This is a genomic window from Arthrobacter sp. D1-29 (genome assembly GCF_054130585.1).
Map to the genome: position 1 here is coordinate 4,474,529 of NZ_CP096383.1, position 21,630 is coordinate 4,496,158.

The window sequence follows — 21,630 nt, forward strand, 5'->3', positions numbered from 1 at the left end:
GCCTCCCGCCGTCGGACGCTTTGCTTTTGGTGTCTACCGCGGCTCCACAGCGCCGCTGAAGGATTGGTGGCCTTCGCTTTGGGCTCGGGCATTGATGACCAGGGCTGTGATGAGTCCGGATGCAGCGAGGAGGATGGCCGCCACGAAAAGTGCAGCACTGTAGCCACTGGTCAGTGCCTCGCCGGCTGTTGCCCTCAATGCGGCATCTCCGGCGGCGTGGGAGGTATAGAGCTTTGTGAGCGCATCGGGGAGCCGGGCATCGGTGATGCCCACGGAGACGGTGGAGAGCACCGCTACCCCGAGGGCCACACCGATCTGCTGGGACGAGTTCAGCAGCGCAGACGCGATGCCCGAGTCCTGGGCCTCGATGTTGTTGACGGCAGTGAGGGTCAGCGGGATGAAGCTCAGGGCGAAGCCGAAGGCCAGGGCAAAGATGCCGGGCAGCAAGGCCGCATATGTCGTGGAGCTTTGGATGGTGGAGAACCACAGAACGGCTGCACTTGAAATCAGGATCCCGGCCGTGGAGATGATCCGTGGGGCGAAGCGGACCACGAGCTTGGAAGCGGTTCCGGCGCCCAGGACAATGCCGACACCAAACGGAAGCCAGGCGAGGCCGGTCAGGACAGGGTTGTAGCCAAGGACGTGCTGCATGTACAGCGTCAGCAGGTAGAAGGTCCCCATGGGCCCAAAGGCCACCAGGAGCATGGCCAGGTAGGAGCCGGAGCGGTTCCGGTCCCGGAACAGACGCAGCGGCAGGAGCGGGTCGCTGCTGCGGGCCTGCAGCCTGATAAAAACAGGAATCAGGACGGCGGCAACCGCGAGGGAGGCGAGGGTGAGGACGTCGTTCCATCCCTGTTCGCCGCCACGGATGATCGCGAAGACGAGTGCGGTAATGCCTCCGGTTCCGGTCAGCGCGCCAACGAGATCCATGCGGCCCTCGTGCCTGGGCGCGTCCACCAGGGTGCGGGTGCCGGCCAGCAGGGCTAGTCCGATGGGCACGTTGATAAAGAAGACCCACCGCCAACCCAGGGTTCCTGTCAGCACGCCCCCCAGCAGCAGGCCGGCGGTGATGCCAAGGCCGGACATTGCCCCGTAGACGGCAAGCGCTTTGTTCCGTGCCTCGCCAGCGGGAAATGTCGTAGCAATGAGGGCCAGCGCGTTGGGTGCAGTCAATGCTGCCCCGATCCCCTGGAGGGCACGGGCCGCGATCAGCACAGGGCCTGTTGGGGCCAGGCCTGCTGCCAGCGATGCGACGGTGAACAGCAGGACACCAAGCTGAAGAGTGCGCCGCCGGCCAAACAGGTCCCCCACCCGGCCGCCAAAAATCAACAACCCGCCGAAGGCGAGGATGTAGGCGTTGATCACCCAGGGAAGTGTTGCGGCAGGTATGCCCACCTCGTTCTGGATGGTGGGCAAAGCGATGTTCGCGATGGAATCGTCCAGAACGAGCATCAACTGGGCGGTCGCAATAACCAGCAGGGCGAGCCCGAGACGGCGGCCCGGGGGTTGCGCTACCGCTTCAATTTCAATGGAAGCAGCAGACGTGGACATCAGATCTCCTAAGATTTTCGCGGCCAATCGATACCCCCAGGGGGTATATCTGTCATCGATCTTTTATACCCCACCGGGGTATGGAAGATCAAATGGGAACCGAGGATTCGCCGGATGGTTCACAGGTGACCTGACGTCACACAACGGAACCGCATCCCGCTCCTGACCAGCAACGGCCTACCCTTGACAGGTGACTTTGACTACGATCCGCACCGCCGCCGCGAGCTCCCTCGCCGCCGCAGGTCTACTGTTTACCCTCGCCGCCTGTTCAGCACCGGCCGCCACCCAGCCAACCACCTCCGCGCCGGCTTCCACGGCAACGTCTTCCAGCAGCGCCGACTCCGGACCCTGCACCGGTGTGAAGGTCATCGTCGACTCGGGCGCCCTGAAGCAGGCTGCCGCTGACAAGTCCGTTTGCGTGCCCGTGGACGCAGCAACTCCGGCCTCCAAGGTGCTCGAAGAAGCAGACGTCAAAACCGTAGGCACCACCCAATATCCCAACGAACTGATATGCCGTGTAAACGGTGTGCCAGCCGCAGACTTCGAGATCAAACACAAGGCCGGCACGTACAAGGAAGAATGCAGCGGCATGCCCGCCGCTTTTGCGTACTGGGCTATGTGGGTGAAGCCGGCCACCGGTGACTGGGCCTATGCCCAGGAGGGCCTGGCCACTCTGCAGATGAAGCCCGGAGAGAGCCTGGAACTGCTCTTCTCGGTCGACGGCGAACCGGCCGCCCCGAAGGCATGACCTTCCGACCCGCGCCGTTACGTGCAGCGGCGGCTCTCGCCGTCGTCTTCATCGCGGCGCGGGTCATCTACCGCATCCTGTTCAACGGTGCGGGCATCGGCGAACCGGTCCTGCTCGACCTGCCGCCGGTGCGGCTGCCTGCCCCCTTTGCCCACGTGGTCTTCCTCGGTCCTGTCACGGGACCCGGCTTGTGGCAGGCGGTTCTGTCAGCCCTGCCGATCGCCGGGATCATCCTCGGTTTCGGCATCCTCAACGCCTGGGTGGACATTGCCCGCGGCTTCGTGCACTTGGCCCGACGCGGGCCCATGCAGGGCATTGCCCGGATGCTTGTGGTGGCGTGGGCGGCGCTGCCGGCGCTTGCCGACGCCGTAACCTCCGTACGCCTGGCCTTCCGCTTGCGGGGCGAACGCTTCGGAGCCCGTGCCCTGGTGCCCGTACTCGAGCGAACCCTGGAGCACGCCGGGCGGGTTGCCGCGGCCCTGGAGCTGCGCGGCTTCGGGAGCCGGGCAGCGCATAGTTCCAATAACGACGGCGACATTCCGCTTCTGGTGCGAGACGCACAGTTCCGCATCGGTGATGCGCAGGTGCGCGTTGCCGGCTTCACGCCGTCGAGCGGGTCCATTTCGGTGATTACCGGGCCCACCGGCTCCGGCAAGTCCACCGTCCTGCGGGGCATCGCCGGGCTGCTCTCCCACGTTGACGGCGGAGAAATCTCCGGCACCGTGCGCGTCGGCGGAGCGGACCGCGCCACCACTCCGCCACGCGATACCGCACGCCTTATCGGCGTGGTCCTGCAGAATCCCCGGGCCGCGTTTGCCAGCACCCGGGTTCGGGACGAAATCTCCCTCGCACTGGAACTGCGCGGCATGGCATCCGGGGCAGCCAACGCCCGGGTGCTGGAGGTAGCGGAAAGCATCGGGGTGGAAGCCCTGCTGGACCGGAATCTCAGTACCCTCTCGGCGGGTGAGGCCACACTCGTGGCCATTGCTGCCGCGGTGGTGGAGCGTCCGGCCCTGCTCCTGGTCGATGAGCCCCTGGCCGATCTTGACACCGCAGCGCGCCGGCACGTCATCGCCGTACTCAGCGCCCTCGCCCACGAATCCGGTGTCTGCGTCATCGTGGCGGAGCACCGGGCGGAGCAGCTGGTACCCGTTGCCGACTCGTGGTGGACCATCGACGGCGGCGCCCTGGTGCCGGGTTCCGCGCCAGCCGCGCGTTCACACCGTCTCGAGGCCAGGCCGACGCCAGCGGCGCCGGCGGATCTGGTGCCAGTACTGACTGCCACAAACCTTGCCGTGCACCGCAAGGGCAAGCCGCTGGTGCGCGAAGCGTCGCTGACCCTGCACCGCGGTGAGGTGGTGGCCCTGGTGGGGCCGAACGGGGCCGGAAAGTCGTCCCTTCTGGTGGCGCTCGCGCTGGGTGAGGGAACGGTTAGTGACGGAACCGTCGACGGCGGCACGGGCGGTCAAAACATGCTCGACGGCGGCCGCGTCGCCCTCGTCCCGGACGCCTCGGACGACCTCTTCACCAGGGACACGGTGGCGGGAGAGCTGCGCGCGGCCGAGCGGCGCCAGGCGCGCCGAAAGAACGGCGCAAAACCTGAGCCGGGCTCCGCGGCTTCACACTTGGCCCGGTTGCGCGGAGACGTCAGTATTCCCATTGGCCACGAGCATCCCCGGGACCTCTCCGCAGGCGAGCGCAGGATCCTTGCCATCGCGCTGCAGACCATGGACGATCCCCAGGTACTCCTGATCGATGAGCCCACCCGCGGACTCGATCCTGCGGCGCGCGCAGCAGTCGCCGCGGCACTGCGGGCCGCAGCGGACACCGGCACGGCGGTCATGATCGCCACACACGACCACGATTTTGCCCAAGGCCTCGGCGCCCGGATCCTTCCGATGAGTGACGGCGTCGCGCCTTCTTCCGTCGCGGCCGATGTTCCTGAAGAGCCCCTTCCGTCTCCCCGGCCAACAGGTGCCGGAGCACGACCGAGGGTTATCGACGAACAAGCAGACTTCCAGGGCGCGGCCAGAAAGCCCCGTATCCGCATGCCCCGCGGCGTCGAGCTCGCAGTCCTGGCCGCCGCAAACGTTCTGGCCCTCGCAGCTTTCTGCTGGCCGCTCCTCGCCGCGGCCCTCCCGCAGGATGCCGCCGCTGCCCTCCCCTACGCGGCGCTGGCCATCGCGCCGCTCGCCGTCGTCGCCATTGTGGTCTCCCTCGACGGCTCGGTCAGCTCGGCACACACGGTGGCGTTGCTTGGCGTCCTGGCCGCCGTCGGCTCGGCAGTGCGCGTGGCGAGCACCGGCGTCGGCGGCGTGGAGGCAGTGTTTATCCTGCTGATCCTGGCCGGCCGGGCCTTCGGTGCCCGTTTCGGGCTGCTGCTGGGCGCCGCCACCATCGCCGTCTCCAGTGCCTTGTGGAGCGGGATCGGGCCCTGGACACCATTCCAGATTTTCGCCTGTGCATGGGTGGGTGCCGGGGCGGGCCTGCTCCCCCGCAGCGTGCGCGGCAAAGCCGAACTGTGGATGCTGTGCGGCTACGGCGTCGTGGCGTCCTACGTATTCGGCCTGCTGACCAACCTGTGGTTCTGGCCCTTCGCGGTAGGCGCCGGCACCGGCATCTCCTACGTGCCCGGCGCGCCGCTGGGCACCAACCTCAGCAGCTTCCTGCTCTACTCACTGGTGACGTCGACGGCGGGCTGGGACACCCTGCGCGCCGTCACCACCATCATCGGAATCATTCTGGTGGGCCGGGCCGTTCTCGCCGCGTTCCGGCGGGTGAAGCCGGTCTCCAATATGGGCGGGAACGCCGCGAAAGCTCACTCCCCCCAGGCCAAAGACCGGCTGCAACTCCGGGTTTGAAGGCACCCTTGCCGCACCGTCCCTAACCCATCAACGGAACCTCTAGGCGCTAATCGCGCTCGGACAGGATGGAGAGTGCTGGCAGGGTTCCGTGGACGAATGCCTGTATGGCAAGGACAGCGGCCCCGCGGCACCATTGCACGTTATCTTTTGACGCCAGGACGATGGGGGGCGTGGTGGCCCGGGGGTCGCGGTCCAAGGCAATGCCCGCTTCGACGGCGGCGCGGGCTACCGCGGCGAGCCGGACGCCTTCTCCGGCGATGATGATGCGCTGTGGCAGTGTGAGGTTGCAGATGGCTGCGATCAGTCTGCCGAGCCCGCGGCCAGCGTCGTCGACGACCCGCCTCGCGGCAGGATCTCCCTGTTCTGCCAGATCCAAGGCCTGTTCGTAGTCCACTTCACGCCCGAGGGCATTGGAAACATGCCGTGCGATGGAATCAGAATTCAGAACGCTAGTTGCGCAGCCCCGATGGCCGGCAAAACAAAGGGGACCTGTGGGGTCGAGCGGCCAGTGTCCTACGAGGCCGATGCCGTAATCGTCCCCCGTGACAAGGGCGCCGTTGGCTACAAGGCCGAACCCTGTTCCGATGCCGAGTGTGACAACTGCGAAGCGGTCATCTTCCTTCCCCTCGCCGAACCAATGTTCGTATTCGGTAAAGGCAACGAGGTCGTTGTCTATCAGGGTGGGTATTCCTGTTGCTGATGTGACCATGTCCGCCAGGTCGAGGTTGCTCCATCCAAGAAACCTGGCGTCAATGACGAACTTCCGGTCTCGAATCAAACCGCCGATACCGATACCGATGCCGCTGATGTCTTTCTCCAGCCCCAGACGCTGGGTCAACCCTGTGATTTGCTGGACGACTGCGACCGGGTCGCGATCCTTAATCGCTTCGGTTCGGTGGCTCCTGATTTCACCGCGAAGATTCGTCTGCGCAGCGATGATCTCGCTTTCGCGGATCTTCATTCCGATGAAATGTCTGGAATCGGCGTCGACATCCAACAGGCGGGTGGGCCGGCCCACCCGGCCGTCGTTGTGCTCCCCTACCTCTCTGAGCAGGCCTTCCTCAATCAGGGGTGTACTGAGGCGCGTCAGGGAACCGGGGGAGAGCTGGAGTCGGCGGGCTATCGCTGCCCTGGAAATCGGCCCCCTGCGCAGGACCTCGATCGCTACAGGAAGCGAGGCGTCCGGGGCCGACCACATTGACTGAGAATTCACAAAGACTATCCTGCCACGTCGAATTAGTTCTGTCATTCAACTTTTTCGCCTCCCTCCTGCGCCAAAATCGCCTATTGACAGTGCTAATAGTTTTGGAACAAAATAATTAACCAAGCCCGCAGCCGGGTTTTCACACTCTTAGACCAACGGAGCTCACCGATGTTCACCCAAAACAAACTCTCGAGGCGGGCCTTCGCGGCTCTGGCAACATCTGCTGTCGCCGCACTAGCCCTGTCAGGATGTTCTGCACCCCAAGCCAATTCCGAGGCAAAGACCCTCAAGGTCTGGTGGTGGGAAAACGATGACAGTGCCCTCTCCACCGGCTGGAACCGTGCCATTGAACTCTTTGAAGAGAAGCACCCCGACGTGAAGGTCGAGTTCGAACTCAAGACCTACGAGCAGATGCAGCAGTCAGGTCAGCTCCTGCTCGATTCCAATGACGCACCCGACGTCCTGGAGTACCTGAAAGGCAATGCCACAGCAGGCGTTGTTTCGCAGGCCGGGCTGCTGACCGACCTCACGGATGTGGCCAAGGACCGCAACTGGAAACTGGACAGCACCGCACAGGACGTCGGACTCTACGAAAACGGCGTGATGGGCTCCGGCCAGCGGTACGGCATCACGAACTACGGCGAGTACGTCTCCGTCTGGTACAACAAGGACCTCTTCGCTCAGCAAAACCTGCAGGTTCCCACGTCGCTGCCTGAGCTCGAACAAGCCATGGACAAATTCATCGGTGCAGGGATCACCCCGCTGGCCCTGGGCTCCCAGGACTACCCCGGCACCCACCTGCTGTACGAACTGGCGCTGGCCAACATGGACAAGGATGCCTGGTCCGCCTATCAGCAATTTGAAGGCGACGTTGACTGGAGCGCCTGGGAAAAGGCCGCCCAAACTGTGCAGGACTGGACCAACCGCGGTTACATCAGCAAGGACTCCACCGGCGTCAGCGCCCAGGACGCCGGCAACGCCTTCGCGGCAGGGCAGTACCCCATCTTCGTCTCCGGCACCTGGTGGGCCGGCGGCTTCGCCGACGATATCAAGGACTTCCAGTTCGACCAGTTCCTCTTCCCCGCCACAGACCTGCACCCCGGTTCCGGCGGCAACCTCTGGGTTGTCCCAGAAAAGGCACGCAACAAGGAACTCGCCTACGACTTCATGGAGATCACCATGAGCCCGGAGATCCAGAACCTGCTGGGCAACGAAGGGGCTGTTCCTGTCGCCGCCGATGAAGCGGCCATCACCTCCCCGATCGGCAATCTCACTACTCCGAGGTTCAACGAACTGCTGAACAGCAACGACGGCGGCCTGGGCTGGTACCCCGATTGGCCCGTCCCGGGACTCAATGACGTGCTGATCGCCCAGACCAGTGACCTGGTCCAGGGCAACATCACTCCGGCAAAGGCCGTGGAAAACATCAAGGCAGCTTACGAACAGGGCAAGCCCAGCAAGTAGGCCCGCCCCCAATATGTGGCGGCGCACCAGTCAGGCGCGCCGCCACATCAGAAGGACACACCATGACCGCAGTAACCCCGGCCCCTACGGCCCCCGCATCCCGGAACACCCCACCCAGAACAGGAACGCCGCGGCGAACTGCACGGGAGACCCCGCTCGGCTACTGGATCTACCTCCTGCCCGGCGCCATCGGCTTCATCGCCATCGTGGCCATCCCTTTCGGCATGAACCTCTACTACAGCCTCACCAGCTGGCGCGGCGTCGGCACCCCCAAGTTCGTCGGCCTGGACAACTACGTGCGCCTCGTGGCCGACCCCGCCTTCTGGGCCTCATTTCTGCACAGCACCGCCTTCATCCTTGCCATGGCCGTCATTCCCACCGCCCTGGGAGTCTTCCTGGCTGCCGTCCTCTTCGACTACATTGCTCCAAAGTTCGGTGCCCGGACAGCCAGCATCCTCCGCGCCATGTTCTACCTCCCGCAGATCCTTCCGATCGTGGTGGCCGGCGTCCTGTGGAAATGGCTGTACCAGCCGCAGTACGGGATCATCAACACAGTCCTTGACGGCATGGGGCTGGGCTGGCTCCAGCAGAACTGGCTGGGTGATTCCGATACAGCCATGCTCGCCGTCATGAACGTCCTGATCTGGCTTCAGATCGGCTACACCATCGTCGTATTCATGGCAGGACTCTCACGGGTGGATCCGGCCCTTTACGAGGCGGCCGAGATTGACGGTGCCGGCTGGTTCCAGCGTTTCTGGAGCATCACCATCCCCCAGCTCCGCCCGGAGATCGCCGTCGTCCTGATCACCACGTCTGTGGCCGCCCTGAAGGTCTTCGCCCCGATCTACGTCCTCACCAAAGGCGGGCCCGGGACCAGCACCATCGTCCCGGCCTACTTCTCGTACTCAAACTTCTTCACCACCACACAGGTGGGCTACGGCGCCGCCGTCGCCTCGCTCCTGGCGCTGCTCGTCACCATCATCGCGATCGTCCTGCTGCGCTACCAGACCCGCAACGCCGAGGGATTCGAAAAGTGACCACCACAGCCCCCGCTCCCGACACCGCCACACCATCACCGGAACGCCGGCACAAACCGGCCCGCACCAACAGGAGCGCCAGGAGCCGGCGCGGCATCAGCGGCTGGACCGTCCTGATTCTGTTGGCCGTGGCCGCGGCGCTGATGATTTTCCCCTTCTGGCTGGCCCTGATCAACGCGTTCAAACCCTCCACGGAGTACATCGCTGATGGCCCCATCGGAATCCCCACCGAACTGGACTTCACCGCGATCATCGACTTCTGGATCGGCGTGAACTTCAACCAGAAACTGCTCAACAGCGTCATCCTCTCCGGCAGCGTAGCCCTGATTGCCGCCACGTTGAGCCTGCTCAGCGCCTTCGCCATCGGCATCGGCCGGCTCAAAGGTAGGGTGTGGATCCTCGCCGTCTTCATGCTCGCCTTCACAATCCCGCAGGAAGCCTTGGTCTACCCGCTGTTCGTCCTCTCCCGGGAACTGAACCTCTACGACAACCTGCTCGGCGTCACCATCATCCTGGCCGTCCTGCAAAGCGCCTTCGGCACCTACATGCTCGCCTCCGTGCTCGGATCCTTCCCCATGGAAGTCCTCGAGGCAGCCCGACTGGACGGGGCAAGCCGCTTCCAGATCCTCCGGGTCATCGTCCTGCCCCTGACCCGCCCAACACTGGCCGTGCTGGTGACCTTCTTCTTCATCTGGACCTGGAACGACTTCTTCCTCCCCCTGGTCCTACTGCCAAGCGCTTCCAACCAAACCGTGTCCGTGTCTCTGGGCGCACTCAGCGGCCAGTACACCAGCGACCCCACCGCACTGGCCGCAGCATCCATGGCCGGCATCCTGCCAGCACTGATCTTCTTCCTCCTCTTCCAGCGCACCCTCATGCGCGGCGTAAACATCGGAGCCATCAAGTGACCACCCTCCAGCCCGCACTCCGACACCCCAGCCTCCGCCCCACTGATGAATGGTGGAAGGCGGCCGTCGTCTACCAGGTCTATCCACGCAGCTTCGCCGACTCCAACGGCGACGGCATCGGCGACATTCGCGGCATCATCAACCGCCTCGACCACCTGGAAGACCTTGGTATCGACGTCGTCTGGCTCTCCCCCGTCTACGCCTCACCCCAAGATGACAACGGCTACGACATCAGCGACTATTACGCCGTGGACCCCACCTTCGGGACCCTGCAGGACCTCGACGAACTGATCGCCGGACTCCACGCCCGCGGCATGAAACTGGTCATGGACCTCGTGGTCAACCACACCTCCGACGAACACGCCTGGTTCCAGGAATCGTGCTCAAGCCTGACAAGTCCCAAACGTGACTGGTACATCTGGCGCGATCCCCGTGACGGCGCAGAACCCAACAACTGGGGCTCCTTCTTCTCCGGCTCCGCCTGGGAGCCGGACGAGACCACAGGACAATACTTTCTCCACCTGTTCTCGAAAAAGCAGCCAGACCTCAACTGGGACAACCCCGAAGTCCGGGCAGCCATCTACCAGATGATGAACTGGTGGCTGGACCGGGGCATCGACGGCTTCCGCATGGACGTCATCAGCTTCATTTCCAAGCACCCGGACCTGCCGGACGGCGACGTCCCGGATGGAGGTAGCTGGGGCGACGGCATCGCGTTCTACGGCTCCGGGCCCCACGTTCACGAATATCTCCAGGAAATGCACCGGGAAGTCTTCGCCCACCGGGACGCCGACCTCATGACCGTGGGAGAAATGGTGGACGCCACGCCCGAACTCGCGCGGCTCTACACGAATCAGCAACGCCTGGAACTGGACATGGTGTTCCACTTCGAACACGTCGGGCTGGACCATGGTCCCGGCGGAAAATTCACCCGTAAGCCCCTTGACCTCGTTGCCGTCAAGCAATCATTCGCCCGATGGCAGGAAGCGCTGGCCGAAGTGGGCTGGAACAGCCTCTACTGGAACAATCACGACCAGCCCCGGGTTGTGTCCCGATTCGGAAACGACACGGACTACTGGTACGAATCCGCGACCGCCCTGGCGACGGTACTTCACCTGATGCGCGGAACACCCTACATCTACCAAGGTGAAGAGCTCGGGATGACCAACATGGCATTCCAAAGCATCCATGAGTTCCGTGACCTGGAAAGCCTGAATCACTACCGCGAAGCCATCACCGGAAGTGACGGCAGCACGGCAGCCGAACTCCTTGCCGGCATCGCCATCGGGGGACGGGACAATGCACGCACGCCTGTGCAGTGGGATGCGACGCCGAACGCCGGCTTCACCACAGGCGAGCCCTGGATTCCGGTCAACCCGAACCATGCCTGGCTCAACGCTGCCGCCCAGCGTCAGGACGCCGATTCGGTCTTGGCCTGGTACCGCAGCCTGGTCCGCCTCCGCCATGAAGAGCCGGTCCTTATCAACGGGCGCTTCACCCTCCTGCACGCGGATGACCCGCAGCTCTTCGCCTACACGCGGATCAACGACACCACCGAGCTGCTGGTCCTGGCCAACTGCTCCTCAGAACCTGCAGCACTCGCCGCGGAAACCTACAGTCATTGGACACGTGCTGACGTCATCCTCAGCAATCAGTTAGTCAACCGCCCCATCCAGAAGGAACTGCTGCCCTGGGAGGTGATCGTCCTTCGCCGCCTCGTCTGAGGCCTTTCGACTCACCCGCCAGCATCCAACGAGAGGAACCATCATGCCCGAAACAGGTCTGGGCCGTCTGGCCAAACGCATCACTGCCGCAGCCGCCGTCGTACTCTTCAGCACTGCCGCCCTCCCGGCGCACGCAGCGCCCGCCGCCGCGCCGGCAGCTCCGGCAGCACCGGCAGCACCGGCCAAGGAAGCTTCCATTACCACCGTGGACAACGGCAACCTGCACACCTGGTGGCACGACAACGGGGTCTTCAACACCGAAGGCCCCACCGAGGACAACGAGGTGCGCCAGTCCTCGATTTACGACGTCCAGGTCGCCTCGGCCAACCAACCGGAGAAGGCCTACGACGCCTTCACCTACATGAGCATCCCCCGCAGCGGAAAGGACAAGGTCGGCTACACCAAGGAAGACGGCGCGGAGTTCTCCTCCCAGGCAGGCCTGTCTATGAGCTGGTCCAGCTTCGAGTACGCCAAGGACGTTTGGGTGGACGTCAATCTCAAAACCGGCCAGACCATCACCTCGGCCGACCAGGTCCAGATCCGTCCCAGCAGCTACAACTTCGAAAAGAAGCTCGTGGACTCGGACACGGTGAAGATCAAGGTGCCGTACTCTGACGCCGGGTACCGGTTCTCGGTGGAGTTTGAGCCGCAGCTGTACACGGCGTACAACAACATGTCCGGGGACAGCGGCAAGCTGACCACCAATGCGGAGGGCAACCGCGCCATCCACACCGAGCCCCGGAACTCCATGATGATCTTCGCCGAACCGAAACTCAGCGGCGGACAAAAGGAGCGCCTGGTTCCGACCAAGGAATCAGGAAGTATCCACTACCCGGCCGAAGGTGAGGTGACCAACCTCAACTCGGTTGCCGAGGAGATCATCTACTTCAAGCCCGGCACGTACAGCATGGGCTCGGGCTATCACGCGGTCCTGCCGCCGAACGTGAAGTGGGTGTATCTGGCCCCGGGCGCCTATGTGAAGGGAGCCTTCCGGTTCTTCCACGACAACCAGAGCCAGTACAAGGTGACCGGCTATGGCGTCCTCTCCGGCGAACAATACGTGTACGAGGCGGACACGGCCAACAACTATAACGCTCTGAGTGGAGCCTCAAACTGCCACGTCTCCTGCGTGAAAATGCTTCAGTTCGAAGCATCAAACACCGAACAGAAGCTGGACCTGCAGGGCGTCACCATCAACGAACCGCCGTACCACTCCTTCGTCGTCTACGCGCACGAAGGAGAAAAAGAGGTGGGCGTAGAACGCTTCCGGATGAATGTGGAGAACTACAAGCAGGTAGGCAGCTGGTACTGGCAGACCGACGGCATCGAGCTGTACAACGGCAGCACCATGAAGAACACATTCTTCAATTCCAACGACGACGTGCTGAAGATGTACCACAGCGACGTCACCATCGATAACACCGTGATCTGGAAGAACGAGAACGGACCCGTGGTCCAGTGGGGCTGGACCCCACGAAACATCAACAACGTCAACGTCACCAACACCTCGGTCATCCATAACCGGATGTACTGGAAGGACGTCAAATACAACACCTGCATCTTCAATTCCTCCTCCCACTGGGAGGACATGGGCTCCACCACCAAGGCGGACCCCAGCACCACGGTCAAGAACATGACATTCGAAAACTTCAAGGTAGAGGGCATGACCAACTGCGCCATCCGCGTCCATGCCCTGTCCAACACCGAGAACATCAACATCAGGAATCTCAAGATCGACAGCTGGAACGGACTTGACTGGACCTCGCAGGTCAGCCACCTCAAGCGCTACACCAACCCTGCAGGCGAGAAGGTAACCATCGGCAACGAGGTGACTGACGGCAAGGGCCTCGCACTGGAAAACTACTCCGTTGGCGGCGAAATCATCGAGAAAACCGCCGGCAACTGGGCCGACTACCAGCCTGGCCGGCTCGGCTTCGACGGCGAGAACTGGGACAGCTGGAACGCCTTCAAGTCCACCCCATAGCAGGGGAAGTACAACCAGATCGTGAAACAAGGCGGGCAGCAGCACACAAGCCGCTGCCCGCTTCACGATCTAATGACGACCACCATGGTCATCAACAACAAGACCGGGACGTCCCATCCGGGTCGTACAAAAGCCCAGGCACGGCCTTGAACCCAACAATGCCGGGTTAGATCCGCTCGTCATCTCCCCTGCCATCAATTCACTACCCTAGGAGGGCTCATGTCCCACGGCGCCAATCGGCTACCCGACAACGAGGGCGGCCTCACCACACCCAACAGCCTGCTCCCTGGTCCTCCACCGCTCTCGCTAGCCGTTGAGGTCACGACAGGGGACGACACCCTTAGCCGGGACCAGAAAATCAGCGAAGCCGTCGACCGACTGATACCTGCCGCGTTCGAACATAGGCACGGCATCCTCGTCACGGAACAAGACATCGGCATGTACACGGTCCAAGTCGATCCGAGCGTGCCCTGCGGCGTTATCCACGAAAAGCGGCACTGAACAACCAGGTTGGCGGTCCTCCCCTGCCTCCACGCTCCTGCATCGAAGGAAAGTCATTTGGACGAGAAGTCACACAAAAACACGCCGCTGATCGGTATCGACATTGGAGGCACCGGCATTAAGGGCGGCATCGTCGATTTGATGGAGGGCAGGCTGCTGGGCGAGCCGTTCTGCGTACCCACCCCGCGGCCGGCAACACCCGGGGCCGTCGCCGAATCCGTGATGCTGGTCGTCTCTGAACTCTCGGCCCGCCCCGGAGCGCCCGCTCCCGGCTCCCCCGTCGGCGTGACCTTCCCGGGCATCATCCAGCACGGCGTGGTTCGTTCCGCGGCCAACGTGGACAAGAGTTGGCTTAACACCAATATGAATGCCCTCCTAGCGGCGCGTCTGGGTCGGCCCGTTGAGGTCATCAACGACGCCGACGCTGCCGGGCTAGCAGAAGCGCGCTACGGCGCTGGGGCCGGGGTTGCCGGCACCGTCCTCGTGATCACTTTGGGCACCGGAATTGGTTCTGCATTTATCTCGGACGGGAAACTGGTACCGAACACCGAATTGGGTCATCTGGAGATCGGTGGCCACCACGCCGAAAGCAACGCCTCAGCCGTTGCCCGCGAAAGAGCAGGCTTGTCGTGGAACGAATACAGCCTTCTGCTACAGCGCTACTTCTCCCACATCGAGTTCTTGTTCTCCCCCGAACTGGTCATCGTCGGCGGCGGCATCTCCCAGCGGGCACACGACTACCTGCCCAACCTCAAGCTCCGCACGCCCATCGTGCCGGCAGTTCTTCGCAACGAAGCAGGCATCGTCGGTGCCGCCGGCGAAGCTGCATCCAATCATCAAGAAATCCCAAGCTCCCGAATAAGTTAGAACGGGCACAAATTCTTGTCGGAACCAACACAGGTTTACGGAAGATAGGTTATCGGCGTTTTTCTAGGACGAGTAGATGTAGATGAGACGGACCCGGTGGCGCCTTATGACTCATGCGCAACTGCCGCCCACTTATGTACAAGTTGGTGCATCCTACTGGGAAGGACGGTTCTAGTACTGTAACGCCGCGGTGCGCGAATGCCGCGGGTGGCGCGTGAGACGCCGGAAGAGCAACCGCTGGTGCGTGAGTTGGAGACCACCTCCCTCGGCATGAAGTTGTCCATGCCGGTGATGGTCGGCCCTGCGGGGGCTCAAGCCATCAGCCCGGAGGCCGAGGTTGCCGTCGCCCAGGCGGCCCGCGAGGCGGGCACTGCCATCGGGCTGAGTTCTTTCGCCACCAAGCCCATGGAGGAGGTCGCTGCAGCCAACGCCAACTGGCTCTACCAGCTTTATTGGACAGGCACCCGCGACGACATCCTGTACCGGATCGAGCGCGCCAAGAAGGCCGGCGCCAAAGCACTGATCGTCACCCTCGACGCCACAGGAGGTGGGTTGGGACGCCGGGACTGGGGCAGCCCGCCGATCCCCTCTCAGATCGACTTGCAGGCGGTCTTGAAGTTCGCGCCCATGGCACTTTCCCGTCCCCAATGGCTGGCAAAGTACTTGGCCAACGGTCAGATCCCGAACCTCACCGTCCCTAACTCGGCCAACGGTCCAGGCAACGCCCCGATGTTCGGGCAGGTCTACGCCGAACTGATGTCCACGCCGGTGCCGACCTGGAATGATGTTCGTTGGCTCCGTGAGCAGTGGGATGGCCCTTTCGTGGTCAAGGGTCTCTACCGCGGTGAGGAAGCCAAGCGCGCTGTAGACATCGGAGCAGACGCGATCGTGGTCTCCAACCACGGCGGTAACAACCTGGACAGCACCTATCCCAGCATCCGCGTCCTGCCTGCTGTCGCACGTGCGGTCAACGGCCAGGCAGAGGTCTGGTTCGACGGTGGGATCCGACGTGGAATGGATGTCGCCAAGGCCCTGGCCCTAGGGGCGGACTTTGTCCTCCTCGGACGGTTGTGGATTTTCGGGCTCGCTGCAGGAGGGCAGCAAGGCGTCGAAGACATGCTGAACATGGTCCGAGACGGTCTCCACTGGTCGCTGGTCGGACTCGGGCACAGGTCCTTCAAGGACCTGAACGAAGACGATATCGCCGCACCCGACGACTTCTTCTTCGACCCTGACACCAAGTCAAGGCTGGACAGCCTGGAACTTCGCATCTAACGCGACGCTGGGCCCCGCTTAGGAAAATTCCTCCGGACGAAAGGAAATGGACAATGGAAACAATCACAGCTCCAACTCCCCTGATCGAGTGGATGGACGGCTACGCATCGCGTCCGCCCGGTGGCCGGTACCCGGGCAAGTGCAGGCACCCACAAAGTACCCACCGTATTGCCGCTACGGGTACCAGTGACGACAGGTTCTCTCTGCGGGAATGCGCCCTCTGCGGAAGCCGGGCATGGTTCAGCCGCAAGAGCAATCGACGTACAGATTGGATACAGGAGTGACCGAAGATCCGTTACGGCCGCCTGGCTGAACGTGACGAACAGGGAGAGAGCTATGCAAAGGAGTGCGGGTAGACATCAAAGAGAGCCTCGTCTTTACCGGTGAGGACTCCCCCATGGCCAGCCTCATGCTCTCCGTCATGGGGGCCTTCGCCGAATTCGAGCGCTCCCTCATCCGGGAGCGTCAGAGGGAAGGCATCGCCCTGGCCAAGCAGCGCGGCGCCTACAAAGGGCGGAAAAAGACCCTCACTCCGGAGCGGGCCGCCGAACTGGTTAGCGCGCCGGCAGCGGTGTCCCGAAAGCCCTCCTTGCCCGGGGCTACGGGATCAGCAGGGAGACCGTCTACCAGTACCTCCGCCACGCCAACCTGGGGTGAACCTATCCCCTGCCTGCGCTCGATATGCCATATCCGGACCTCGTCCTAGCTTGACGGAATCTTTATTATCGGCTCTTTAAAAGAGGTAGGGGGAGGAGCTCCGGAAGGGGCTTCGGAACTATCCTTCTGCGGTGTCCGGTTCGGCCCATTCGAGAGCCGCGACGAGGTGTCCCTCGTTGGGCAGGGCCTGCTGTTCCGCTGGAGGAAGCTTGTCATAGGTGTAGGCTGCGACGGCCATGGGCGATGTTGACCGGCCGAGGCTGTAGCGGACGCTGCGGTCGTTCTTGGTCCCGCAAATCAAGATGCCGACCGTTTCGTTGTGGTAATCCCGGCGGAGCATGTCATCGACGAGGGCAACATAGAAGTTGAGCTTTCCTGCGTATTCAGGCTGGAACTTGCCTGTCTTAAGTTCGATGACCACGTACCGAAGTTGCTCGATGTGGAAGAACAGCAGGTCGACGTAGTAGTCATCACCATCGACGTCGAAGTGTACCTGGCGGCCCACGAACGAAAAGCCTGGACCCAGCTCGCGGAGGGTTTCGGTGATGCGACTCGTCAGCGCGTTCTCCAGGTCGCGTTCGGCGCTCTCACCCGACAGGCCGAGGAACGCGAAGTTGTAAGGGTCCTTTGCCATTTGCTGGGCAAGTTCGGACTCCGGAGCCGCGAGCTGGCGGGTGAAGTTTGATGGCGCCGCGCCGGTGCGTTCCATTGAATGATTCATCATCATGTTCAGCAGTACGTTTCGGGACCAGCCGTACTGAACGGCCGCGGCCGCATACCAGTCCCGCTCCTCGCCGGTGGCTGCCTTGTCCCAAATCGTACGGATGTGACCCCACGGCAAATGTGCCACAAGCTGTGGCACATGTTCAGCCGTGTCCCAGGCGCGGACCATCGCGGTCATGTACTGCAGATTCCGGTACGACAGACCCTTCATATCGGGAAAGGAAATCGCGAGATCGGCGGCAAGCCGCCTGATGACTCCAGTCCCCCAGCCCTGGCTCGCCTGGCGGGCGATAATGTCCTTACCCAATGACCAGTAAAGCTCGATTACCATGGTGTTGACGGTTCGCTGCGCTTGGATTCGCGCACCGGCGATCCCGGTCTTCAGAGCTTCCAGCAGCTCCGCATAGTCCGCCGGCAGTTCGATTTCTGAAGAGACCATGCCTCAACCCTATCTACCGGCAAACGTGCCACAGGCTATGGCACATTTGTACCCGCCGGCAAAAAGGTGACCGCTCACTCATGTTGACGAAAGGCTGGTTATCGGCCTTTTAAACCAAGCGGGGGAGGACCCCGAAAGGGGCTGTTTTCCTGCCATCCTTCGTTGCGCTTTCCCCCAGACTTCGTAACTCACAAAAGCTTAGCCAGCGCCAGGTTCACTGCGCGAATGTCCAGGAAGGCAGGGCGCGCGCGGTTTCACTTTCAATGATGGACTTGTACGGGTCCGTATCCCATGTTTTCGCTGATTTTTCGGCTGGCCGATTTGAGCTCTTCGATCAGTCCGGGCACCTCTTCGGGGTCAAATCTGAAGGACGGGCCCGCGATGCTGACGGCCCCAATGACGGTTCCCTCGTGGCCACGGATCGGGGCGGCGATACCATTGAGTCCGTCTTCGAGTTCTCCGCGCACTGTGGCGTATCCGCGGTTCGCCACTGTCAAAAGTTGCTCCTCCAGTTCCTCCCGCGAGGTGATGGTCTGCTTTGTCACCTCGGGCATACCCAAATCCTTCAAGATGCGGCTGCGCTGTGCGGTGGAGAGTGATGCCAGGAAGACTTTTCCGCTCGACGTAGCGTGAATGGGGGTCAAGCGGCCCATCCAGTTTTGCGTTGCAGCTAGCGTTGAGGGACCGAAGGCTTCATCGATGTTCACGACGTGGTCCGAGCTCATAACGGCAAGGTTGACAGTTTCCCCGAATTTTGCGGCGAGGGCTTCAAGGACAGGCCGGGCCTCCCTTGTCAGGTCCAGCCGCATCGGTATGGCATTAGCCAAGTGAAGGATGCCCAGTCCGAGCTGGTACTTCCCCCGCCCGCTGCTCTGGGCCATACCTTGTGCTTCCAGCGCTCTGAGAAGCCGGGAAATGGTAGACTTATGGACTCCCATTTCCTCGGCGACTTCCGTGACGCCAGCACTGCCGGTTCGCGCCAGGATCCTCAGAACTGCAATGGCACGATCAACTGATTGAAGGCCGCCCCCCTGTAGTTCGGAAGCGGACTGCCCGCCGTCCGTCATTGGGTCAACATCGCGCATAAATGCCATGTATTTATACTCGCAGACTCGTTCCCTGGATCATGGAACGCCATAAAGGCCACTTGCGGCATCGTTGTGGGCTTCTGCTCAGGGCAGGGCATCCTATTCCTCTCAGCGCAAGGAACAGGCAGACCCCTCCCAACGAAATAATCCCCCATCTGCCGTAAAACTATTGACCCGGAACGTGATTCGGGTAACACTGAAAGCACAAGTTGCGGAGGACGCAACTTAGTACACATAGCGAACTAATGACTGTCCTTGCAGTGAAGAAGCCACCTCTGCAAGGGATGAGACGCCAGACGCGCAGAAGTAAGTGCTCGACATCTGTCGTGGACGAACTTCAGCGAATGCCATCAAAGACAGAACGCATGGCATCTTGGTCACCAAGAACGGCGGGCCACTCCACCGCTGAACTGAGCGAAGACGTGCGTCACTGAAAATCGTTATGCCTCCACTCTGACTGAAGAGTAAATCAAACGAACTGAGGTACATGTTTCATGGCTAAAGACGTATCGTCCACTCACAGAAGGAACAGCGACGAAGCGAAAAACGCCGCCCGCAAGGCCGGCAAGCCCATAGGCAGCCTGGATTACATCCGGCCGCGGTACCCCCACAACATTCACCCGGCGTTAGTGCCTGGTATCAGCGTCGATGAACAGCGCCGGAATTACAGTCTGGACAAGGTCGTCCTTGCTGTGGCTGGTACCTTGACCGTGGCATTCGTCGTCTGGGGCATCATCAGCCCATCCAGCGTTTCCGAGGTGGCAAGCGCGGCATTCTCCTGGACCACCACCAACCTGGGCTGGCTCTTCAACGGCGTCGCCACCGTCGTGCTGGTGGCTCTGCTGTGGTTGGCTCTCAGCCGATACGGGAAGATTCCGCTCGGGAAGGACGGTGAGAGCCCCGAATTCTCCACGTTTTCCTGGGTGGCGATGCTCTTCGCCGCCGGTCTCGGCATCGGAGTGCTGTTCTGGGGTCCCGCCGAGCCGCTGACCCACTACCTGAAGCCGCCACCGCGAACGGTCGAGGCCGAATCAGTCGAAGCCATGCATCAGGCACTGGCCCAAACGTACTACCACTGGGGATTTCACGCCTGGGCCATGTATGCCCTGGTGGGCGGTGCGGTCGCCTACGTGGGATACCGGCGCGGACGCGCACTGTTGATGTCCTCGATATTCCGACACCTCTTCGGACAAAGGCAGACTGACGGATTCGCTGGAAAACTGGTGGACATCTTCGCCATCATCGCCACCCTGTTCGGCACGGCTGCAGCCTTAGGGATCGCCGCACTCCAGATCGGCCAAGGCGTCATCATCGTTTCGGGTGTCTCTGAACTGACGAATGCTGTCCTCGTCGGTATCATCGGCGTGCTGACGATCGCCTTTATCCTCTCTGCCGTTTCCGGCGTCGCCAGAGGCATCCGCTATCTCTCGAATATCAACATCATTCTCACTTTGGGCATCGTCGGAGTGGTGTTCATCCTAGGGCCGACGCTGTTCCTGCTGAATATGCTGCCATCGGCGATCATGGAGTATATCGGATCACTGTTCGATCTCATGGCACGTTCTGCTTCCTGGGGAGAAGACACACAGCAGTTCCAATCCACGTGGACTGTCTATTACTGGGCCTGGTGGATCTCCTGGTCACCGTTCGTCGGCATCTTCATCGCTCGCATTTCCCGCGGCAGGACCATCAGGCAATTCATCCTTGGTGTGATCTTCATTCCATCCGCGCTGCTTTTTGTCGCGTACGGAACCATGGGGGCAACTGCAATCTGGATGCATCGCGAGGGGAGTCCGGGGTTCCACGATTCGATGGCTGCTCCCGAAGTGCTATTCACCTTGGTGGACAATCTTCCCTTCGCGGAATGGCTTCCTCTGGTAATCATGGTGGTGCTGGCGATCTTCTTCATCACCTCTGCCGACTCCGCCTCAATGGTTATGGGTATTCTCACCACACGCGGCAGTCAGGATCCTCCCAAACTCGTGGTGGTTTTCTGGGGCCTGGTCATGTCCGGGATCGCCGTGGTCATGTTGTTGATCGGGAACGCGTCCGCTCTTGCAGGGCTGCAATCACTAGTGATTGTCACGGCTGTGCCGTTCGCCATCGTGATGTTCCTGATCATCTTTGCCTGGTTCCGGGAGCTGAGATCAGACCCGTATATCTTGCGGGCCCGATATGCCGAGATCGCAGTGAGCAACGCCGTATTAGAAGGCGTCCACAAGTACGGAGACGACTTCGGCCTCGAGGTGGTAGAGACCGAGCCAGGGCGCGGAGCCGGTGCCGAAACCGATTCGGAGCATGAGGACTACACGGAGTGGTATCAGCGCACCAATGCAGAGGGGGAGCCGGTGGGTTTTGACTACGAAACCGGTAAATGGGCCGACGGCTGGGACCCTGAGACCGGCCAAATCGGCACCGTACCCACGCAGGAGACCGAGGACGCAGAAACGGGTGAAGACGAGGAATCCATGAATGAGGGCATCCGTTCTCATGACGATTCCTCGCAGCCGGTGTCCTCGCTCCCGCCAGGTGGTGCCCGGGCAACGACGGCCGGACTATAAAAGGCCACCGCACACGACAACTAAATTTGAGGGTC

15 protein-coding genes and 2 pseudogenes are annotated in these 21,630 nt (G+C 62.0%); 12 read left to right on the top strand and 5 right to left on the bottom strand.

The features are described from left to right. Positions 1-33 precede the first annotated feature (33 nt). Entirely contained in the window at positions 34-1,551 is a 1,518-nt protein-coding gene (locus tag M1E17_RS20370) for an MFS transporter (protein WP_457963734.1), read from the bottom strand. A 190-nt stretch (positions 1,552-1,741) separates the two neighbouring features. Between M1E17_RS20370 and M1E17_RS20375 the strand changes: the two genes are divergently transcribed. Both M1E17_RS20375 and M1E17_RS20380 read left to right on the top strand, forming a co-directional pair. Next, a complete protein-coding gene (locus M1E17_RS20375; RefSeq protein WP_457963735.1) occupies positions 1,742-2,299 on the top strand; it encodes a hypothetical protein in 558 nt (185 codons plus the stop codon). Beyond that, positions 2,296-5,160, top strand: coding sequence for an ATP-binding cassette domain-containing protein (locus tag M1E17_RS20380; protein ID WP_457963736.1), 2,865 nt, complete (start codon positions 2,296-2,298; stop codon positions 5,158-5,160). The genes M1E17_RS20375 and M1E17_RS20380 overlap by 4 nt, the downstream gene beginning before the upstream one ends. Positions 5,161-5,209: 49 nt before the next feature. Here the strand turns inward: M1E17_RS20380 and M1E17_RS20385 are convergent, their stop codons facing one another. Beyond that, positions 5,210-6,376: an ROK family protein gene (locus M1E17_RS20385; RefSeq protein WP_457963737.1), complete on the bottom strand. Its 1,167-nt coding sequence runs from the start codon at positions 6,374-6,376 to the stop codon at positions 5,210-5,212. Between the two features lie 159 nt (positions 6,377-6,535). On the opposite strand from M1E17_RS20385, the gene M1E17_RS20390 reads away from it, so the two are divergent. The 9 genes and pseudogenes from M1E17_RS20390 to M1E17_RS20430 form a co-directional block, all read left to right on the top strand. Next, entirely contained in the window at positions 6,536-7,831 is a 1,296-nt protein-coding gene (locus M1E17_RS20390; protein ID WP_457963738.1) for an ABC transporter substrate-binding protein, read from the top strand. Between the two features lie 62 nt (positions 7,832-7,893). Further along, a complete protein-coding gene (locus M1E17_RS20395; protein WP_457963739.1) occupies positions 7,894-8,868 on the top strand; it encodes a carbohydrate ABC transporter permease in 975 nt (324 codons plus the stop codon). After that, a complete protein-coding gene (locus M1E17_RS20400) occupies positions 8,865-9,776 on the top strand; it encodes a carbohydrate ABC transporter permease (RefSeq protein WP_457963740.1) in 912 nt (303 codons plus the stop codon). The genes M1E17_RS20395 and M1E17_RS20400 overlap by 4 nt, the downstream gene beginning before the upstream one ends. Further along, positions 9,773-11,500 carry an alpha-glucosidase gene (locus tag M1E17_RS20405; protein WP_457963741.1) on the top strand — a complete coding sequence of 576 codons (1,728 nt, stop codon included), beginning with the start codon at positions 9,773-9,775 and terminating at the stop codon, positions 11,498-11,500. The genes M1E17_RS20400 and M1E17_RS20405 overlap by 4 nt, the downstream gene beginning before the upstream one ends. 43 nt (positions 11,501-11,543) lie before the next feature. After that, the gene (locus tag M1E17_RS20410; RefSeq protein ID WP_457963742.1) at positions 11,544-13,484 is read left to right on the top strand and encodes a family 49 glycosyl hydrolase; all 1,941 of its coding nucleotides are present in this window, start codon (positions 11,544-11,546) and stop codon (positions 13,482-13,484) included. A gap of 219 nt (positions 13,485-13,703) precedes the next feature. Beyond that, the gene (locus tag M1E17_RS20415) at positions 13,704-13,985 is read left to right on the top strand and encodes a hypothetical protein (RefSeq protein ID WP_457963743.1); all 282 of its coding nucleotides are present in this window, start codon (positions 13,704-13,706) and stop codon (positions 13,983-13,985) included. 57 nt (positions 13,986-14,042) lie between these two features. Beyond that, positions 14,043-14,852 carry a polyphosphate--glucose phosphotransferase gene (gene ppgK / locus M1E17_RS20420; protein WP_457963744.1) on the top strand — a complete coding sequence of 270 codons (810 nt, stop codon included), beginning with the start codon at positions 14,043-14,045 and terminating at the stop codon, positions 14,850-14,852. A 240-nt stretch (positions 14,853-15,092) separates the two neighbouring features. Next, a complete protein-coding gene (locus M1E17_RS20425) occupies positions 15,093-16,127 on the top strand; it encodes an alpha-hydroxy-acid oxidizing protein (protein WP_457963745.1) in 1,035 nt (344 codons plus the stop codon). Positions 16,128-16,467: 340 nt separating this feature from the next. Further along, a pseudogene (locus tag M1E17_RS20430) lies at positions 16,468-16,784 on the top strand (recombinase family protein); the annotation flags it as partial. 118 nt (positions 16,785-16,902) lie between these two features. On the opposite strand, the gene M1E17_RS20435 reads toward M1E17_RS20430, so the two are convergent. From M1E17_RS20435 to M1E17_RS20445, 3 genes and pseudogenes are all read right to left on the bottom strand, one after another. After that, the gene (locus M1E17_RS20435; RefSeq protein WP_457963746.1) at positions 16,903-17,946 is read right to left on the bottom strand and encodes a PDDEXK nuclease domain-containing protein; all 1,044 of its coding nucleotides are present in this window, start codon (positions 17,944-17,946) and stop codon (positions 16,903-16,905) included. A gap of 260 nt (positions 17,947-18,206) precedes the next feature. Next, positions 18,207-18,827, bottom strand: a complete 621-nt coding sequence (locus tag M1E17_RS20440; RefSeq protein ID WP_457967855.1) for an IclR family transcriptional regulator — start codon at positions 18,825-18,827, stop codon at positions 18,207-18,209. Between the two features lie 48 nt (positions 18,828-18,875). Next, positions 18,876-19,040 (bottom strand): annotated as a pseudogene (locus M1E17_RS20445) (helix-turn-helix domain-containing protein); the annotation flags it as partial. Between the two features lie 488 nt (positions 19,041-19,528). Here M1E17_RS20445 and M1E17_RS20450 point away from each other — a divergent pair. Next, positions 19,529-21,595 carry a BCCT family transporter gene (locus M1E17_RS20450; protein WP_457963747.1) on the top strand — a complete coding sequence of 689 codons (2,067 nt, stop codon included), beginning with the start codon at positions 19,529-19,531 and terminating at the stop codon, positions 21,593-21,595. The last annotated feature ends 35 nt before the right edge of the window (positions 21,596-21,630 follow it).

What these genes read in the sequence shown, in the direction of transcription:
- M1E17_RS20370 (WP_457963734.1), bottom strand. Translation starts at nt 1,551, where the DNA reads ATGTCCACGTCTGCTGCTTCCATTGAAATTGAAGCGGTAGCGCAACCC.
- M1E17_RS20380 (WP_457963736.1), top strand. Translation starts at nt 2,296, where the DNA reads ATGACCTTCCGACCCGCGCCGTTACGTGCAGCGGCGGCTCTCGCCGTC.
- M1E17_RS20390 (WP_457963738.1), top strand. Translation starts at nt 6,536, where the DNA reads ATGTTCACCCAAAACAAACTCTCGAGGCGGGCCTTCGCGGCTCTGGCA.
- M1E17_RS20395 (WP_457963739.1), top strand. Translation starts at nt 7,894, where the DNA reads ATGACCGCAGTAACCCCGGCCCCTACGGCCCCCGCATCCCGGAACACC.
- M1E17_RS20410 (WP_457963742.1), top strand. Translation starts at nt 11,544, where the DNA reads ATGCCCGAAACAGGTCTGGGCCGTCTGGCCAAACGCATCACTGCCGCA.
- M1E17_RS20415 (WP_457963743.1), top strand. Translation starts at nt 13,704, where the DNA reads ATGTCCCACGGCGCCAATCGGCTACCCGACAACGAGGGCGGCCTCACC.
- M1E17_RS20435 (WP_457963746.1), bottom strand. Translation starts at nt 17,946, where the DNA reads ATGGTCTCTTCAGAAATCGAACTGCCGGCGGACTATGCGGAGCTGCTG.
- M1E17_RS20440 (WP_457967855.1), bottom strand. Translation starts at nt 18,827, where the DNA reads ATGGCCCAGAGCAGCGGGCGGGGGAAGTACCAGCTCGGACTGGGCATC.
- M1E17_RS20450 (WP_457963747.1), top strand. Translation starts at nt 19,529, where the DNA reads ATGGCTAAAGACGTATCGTCCACTCACAGAAGGAACAGCGACGAAGCG.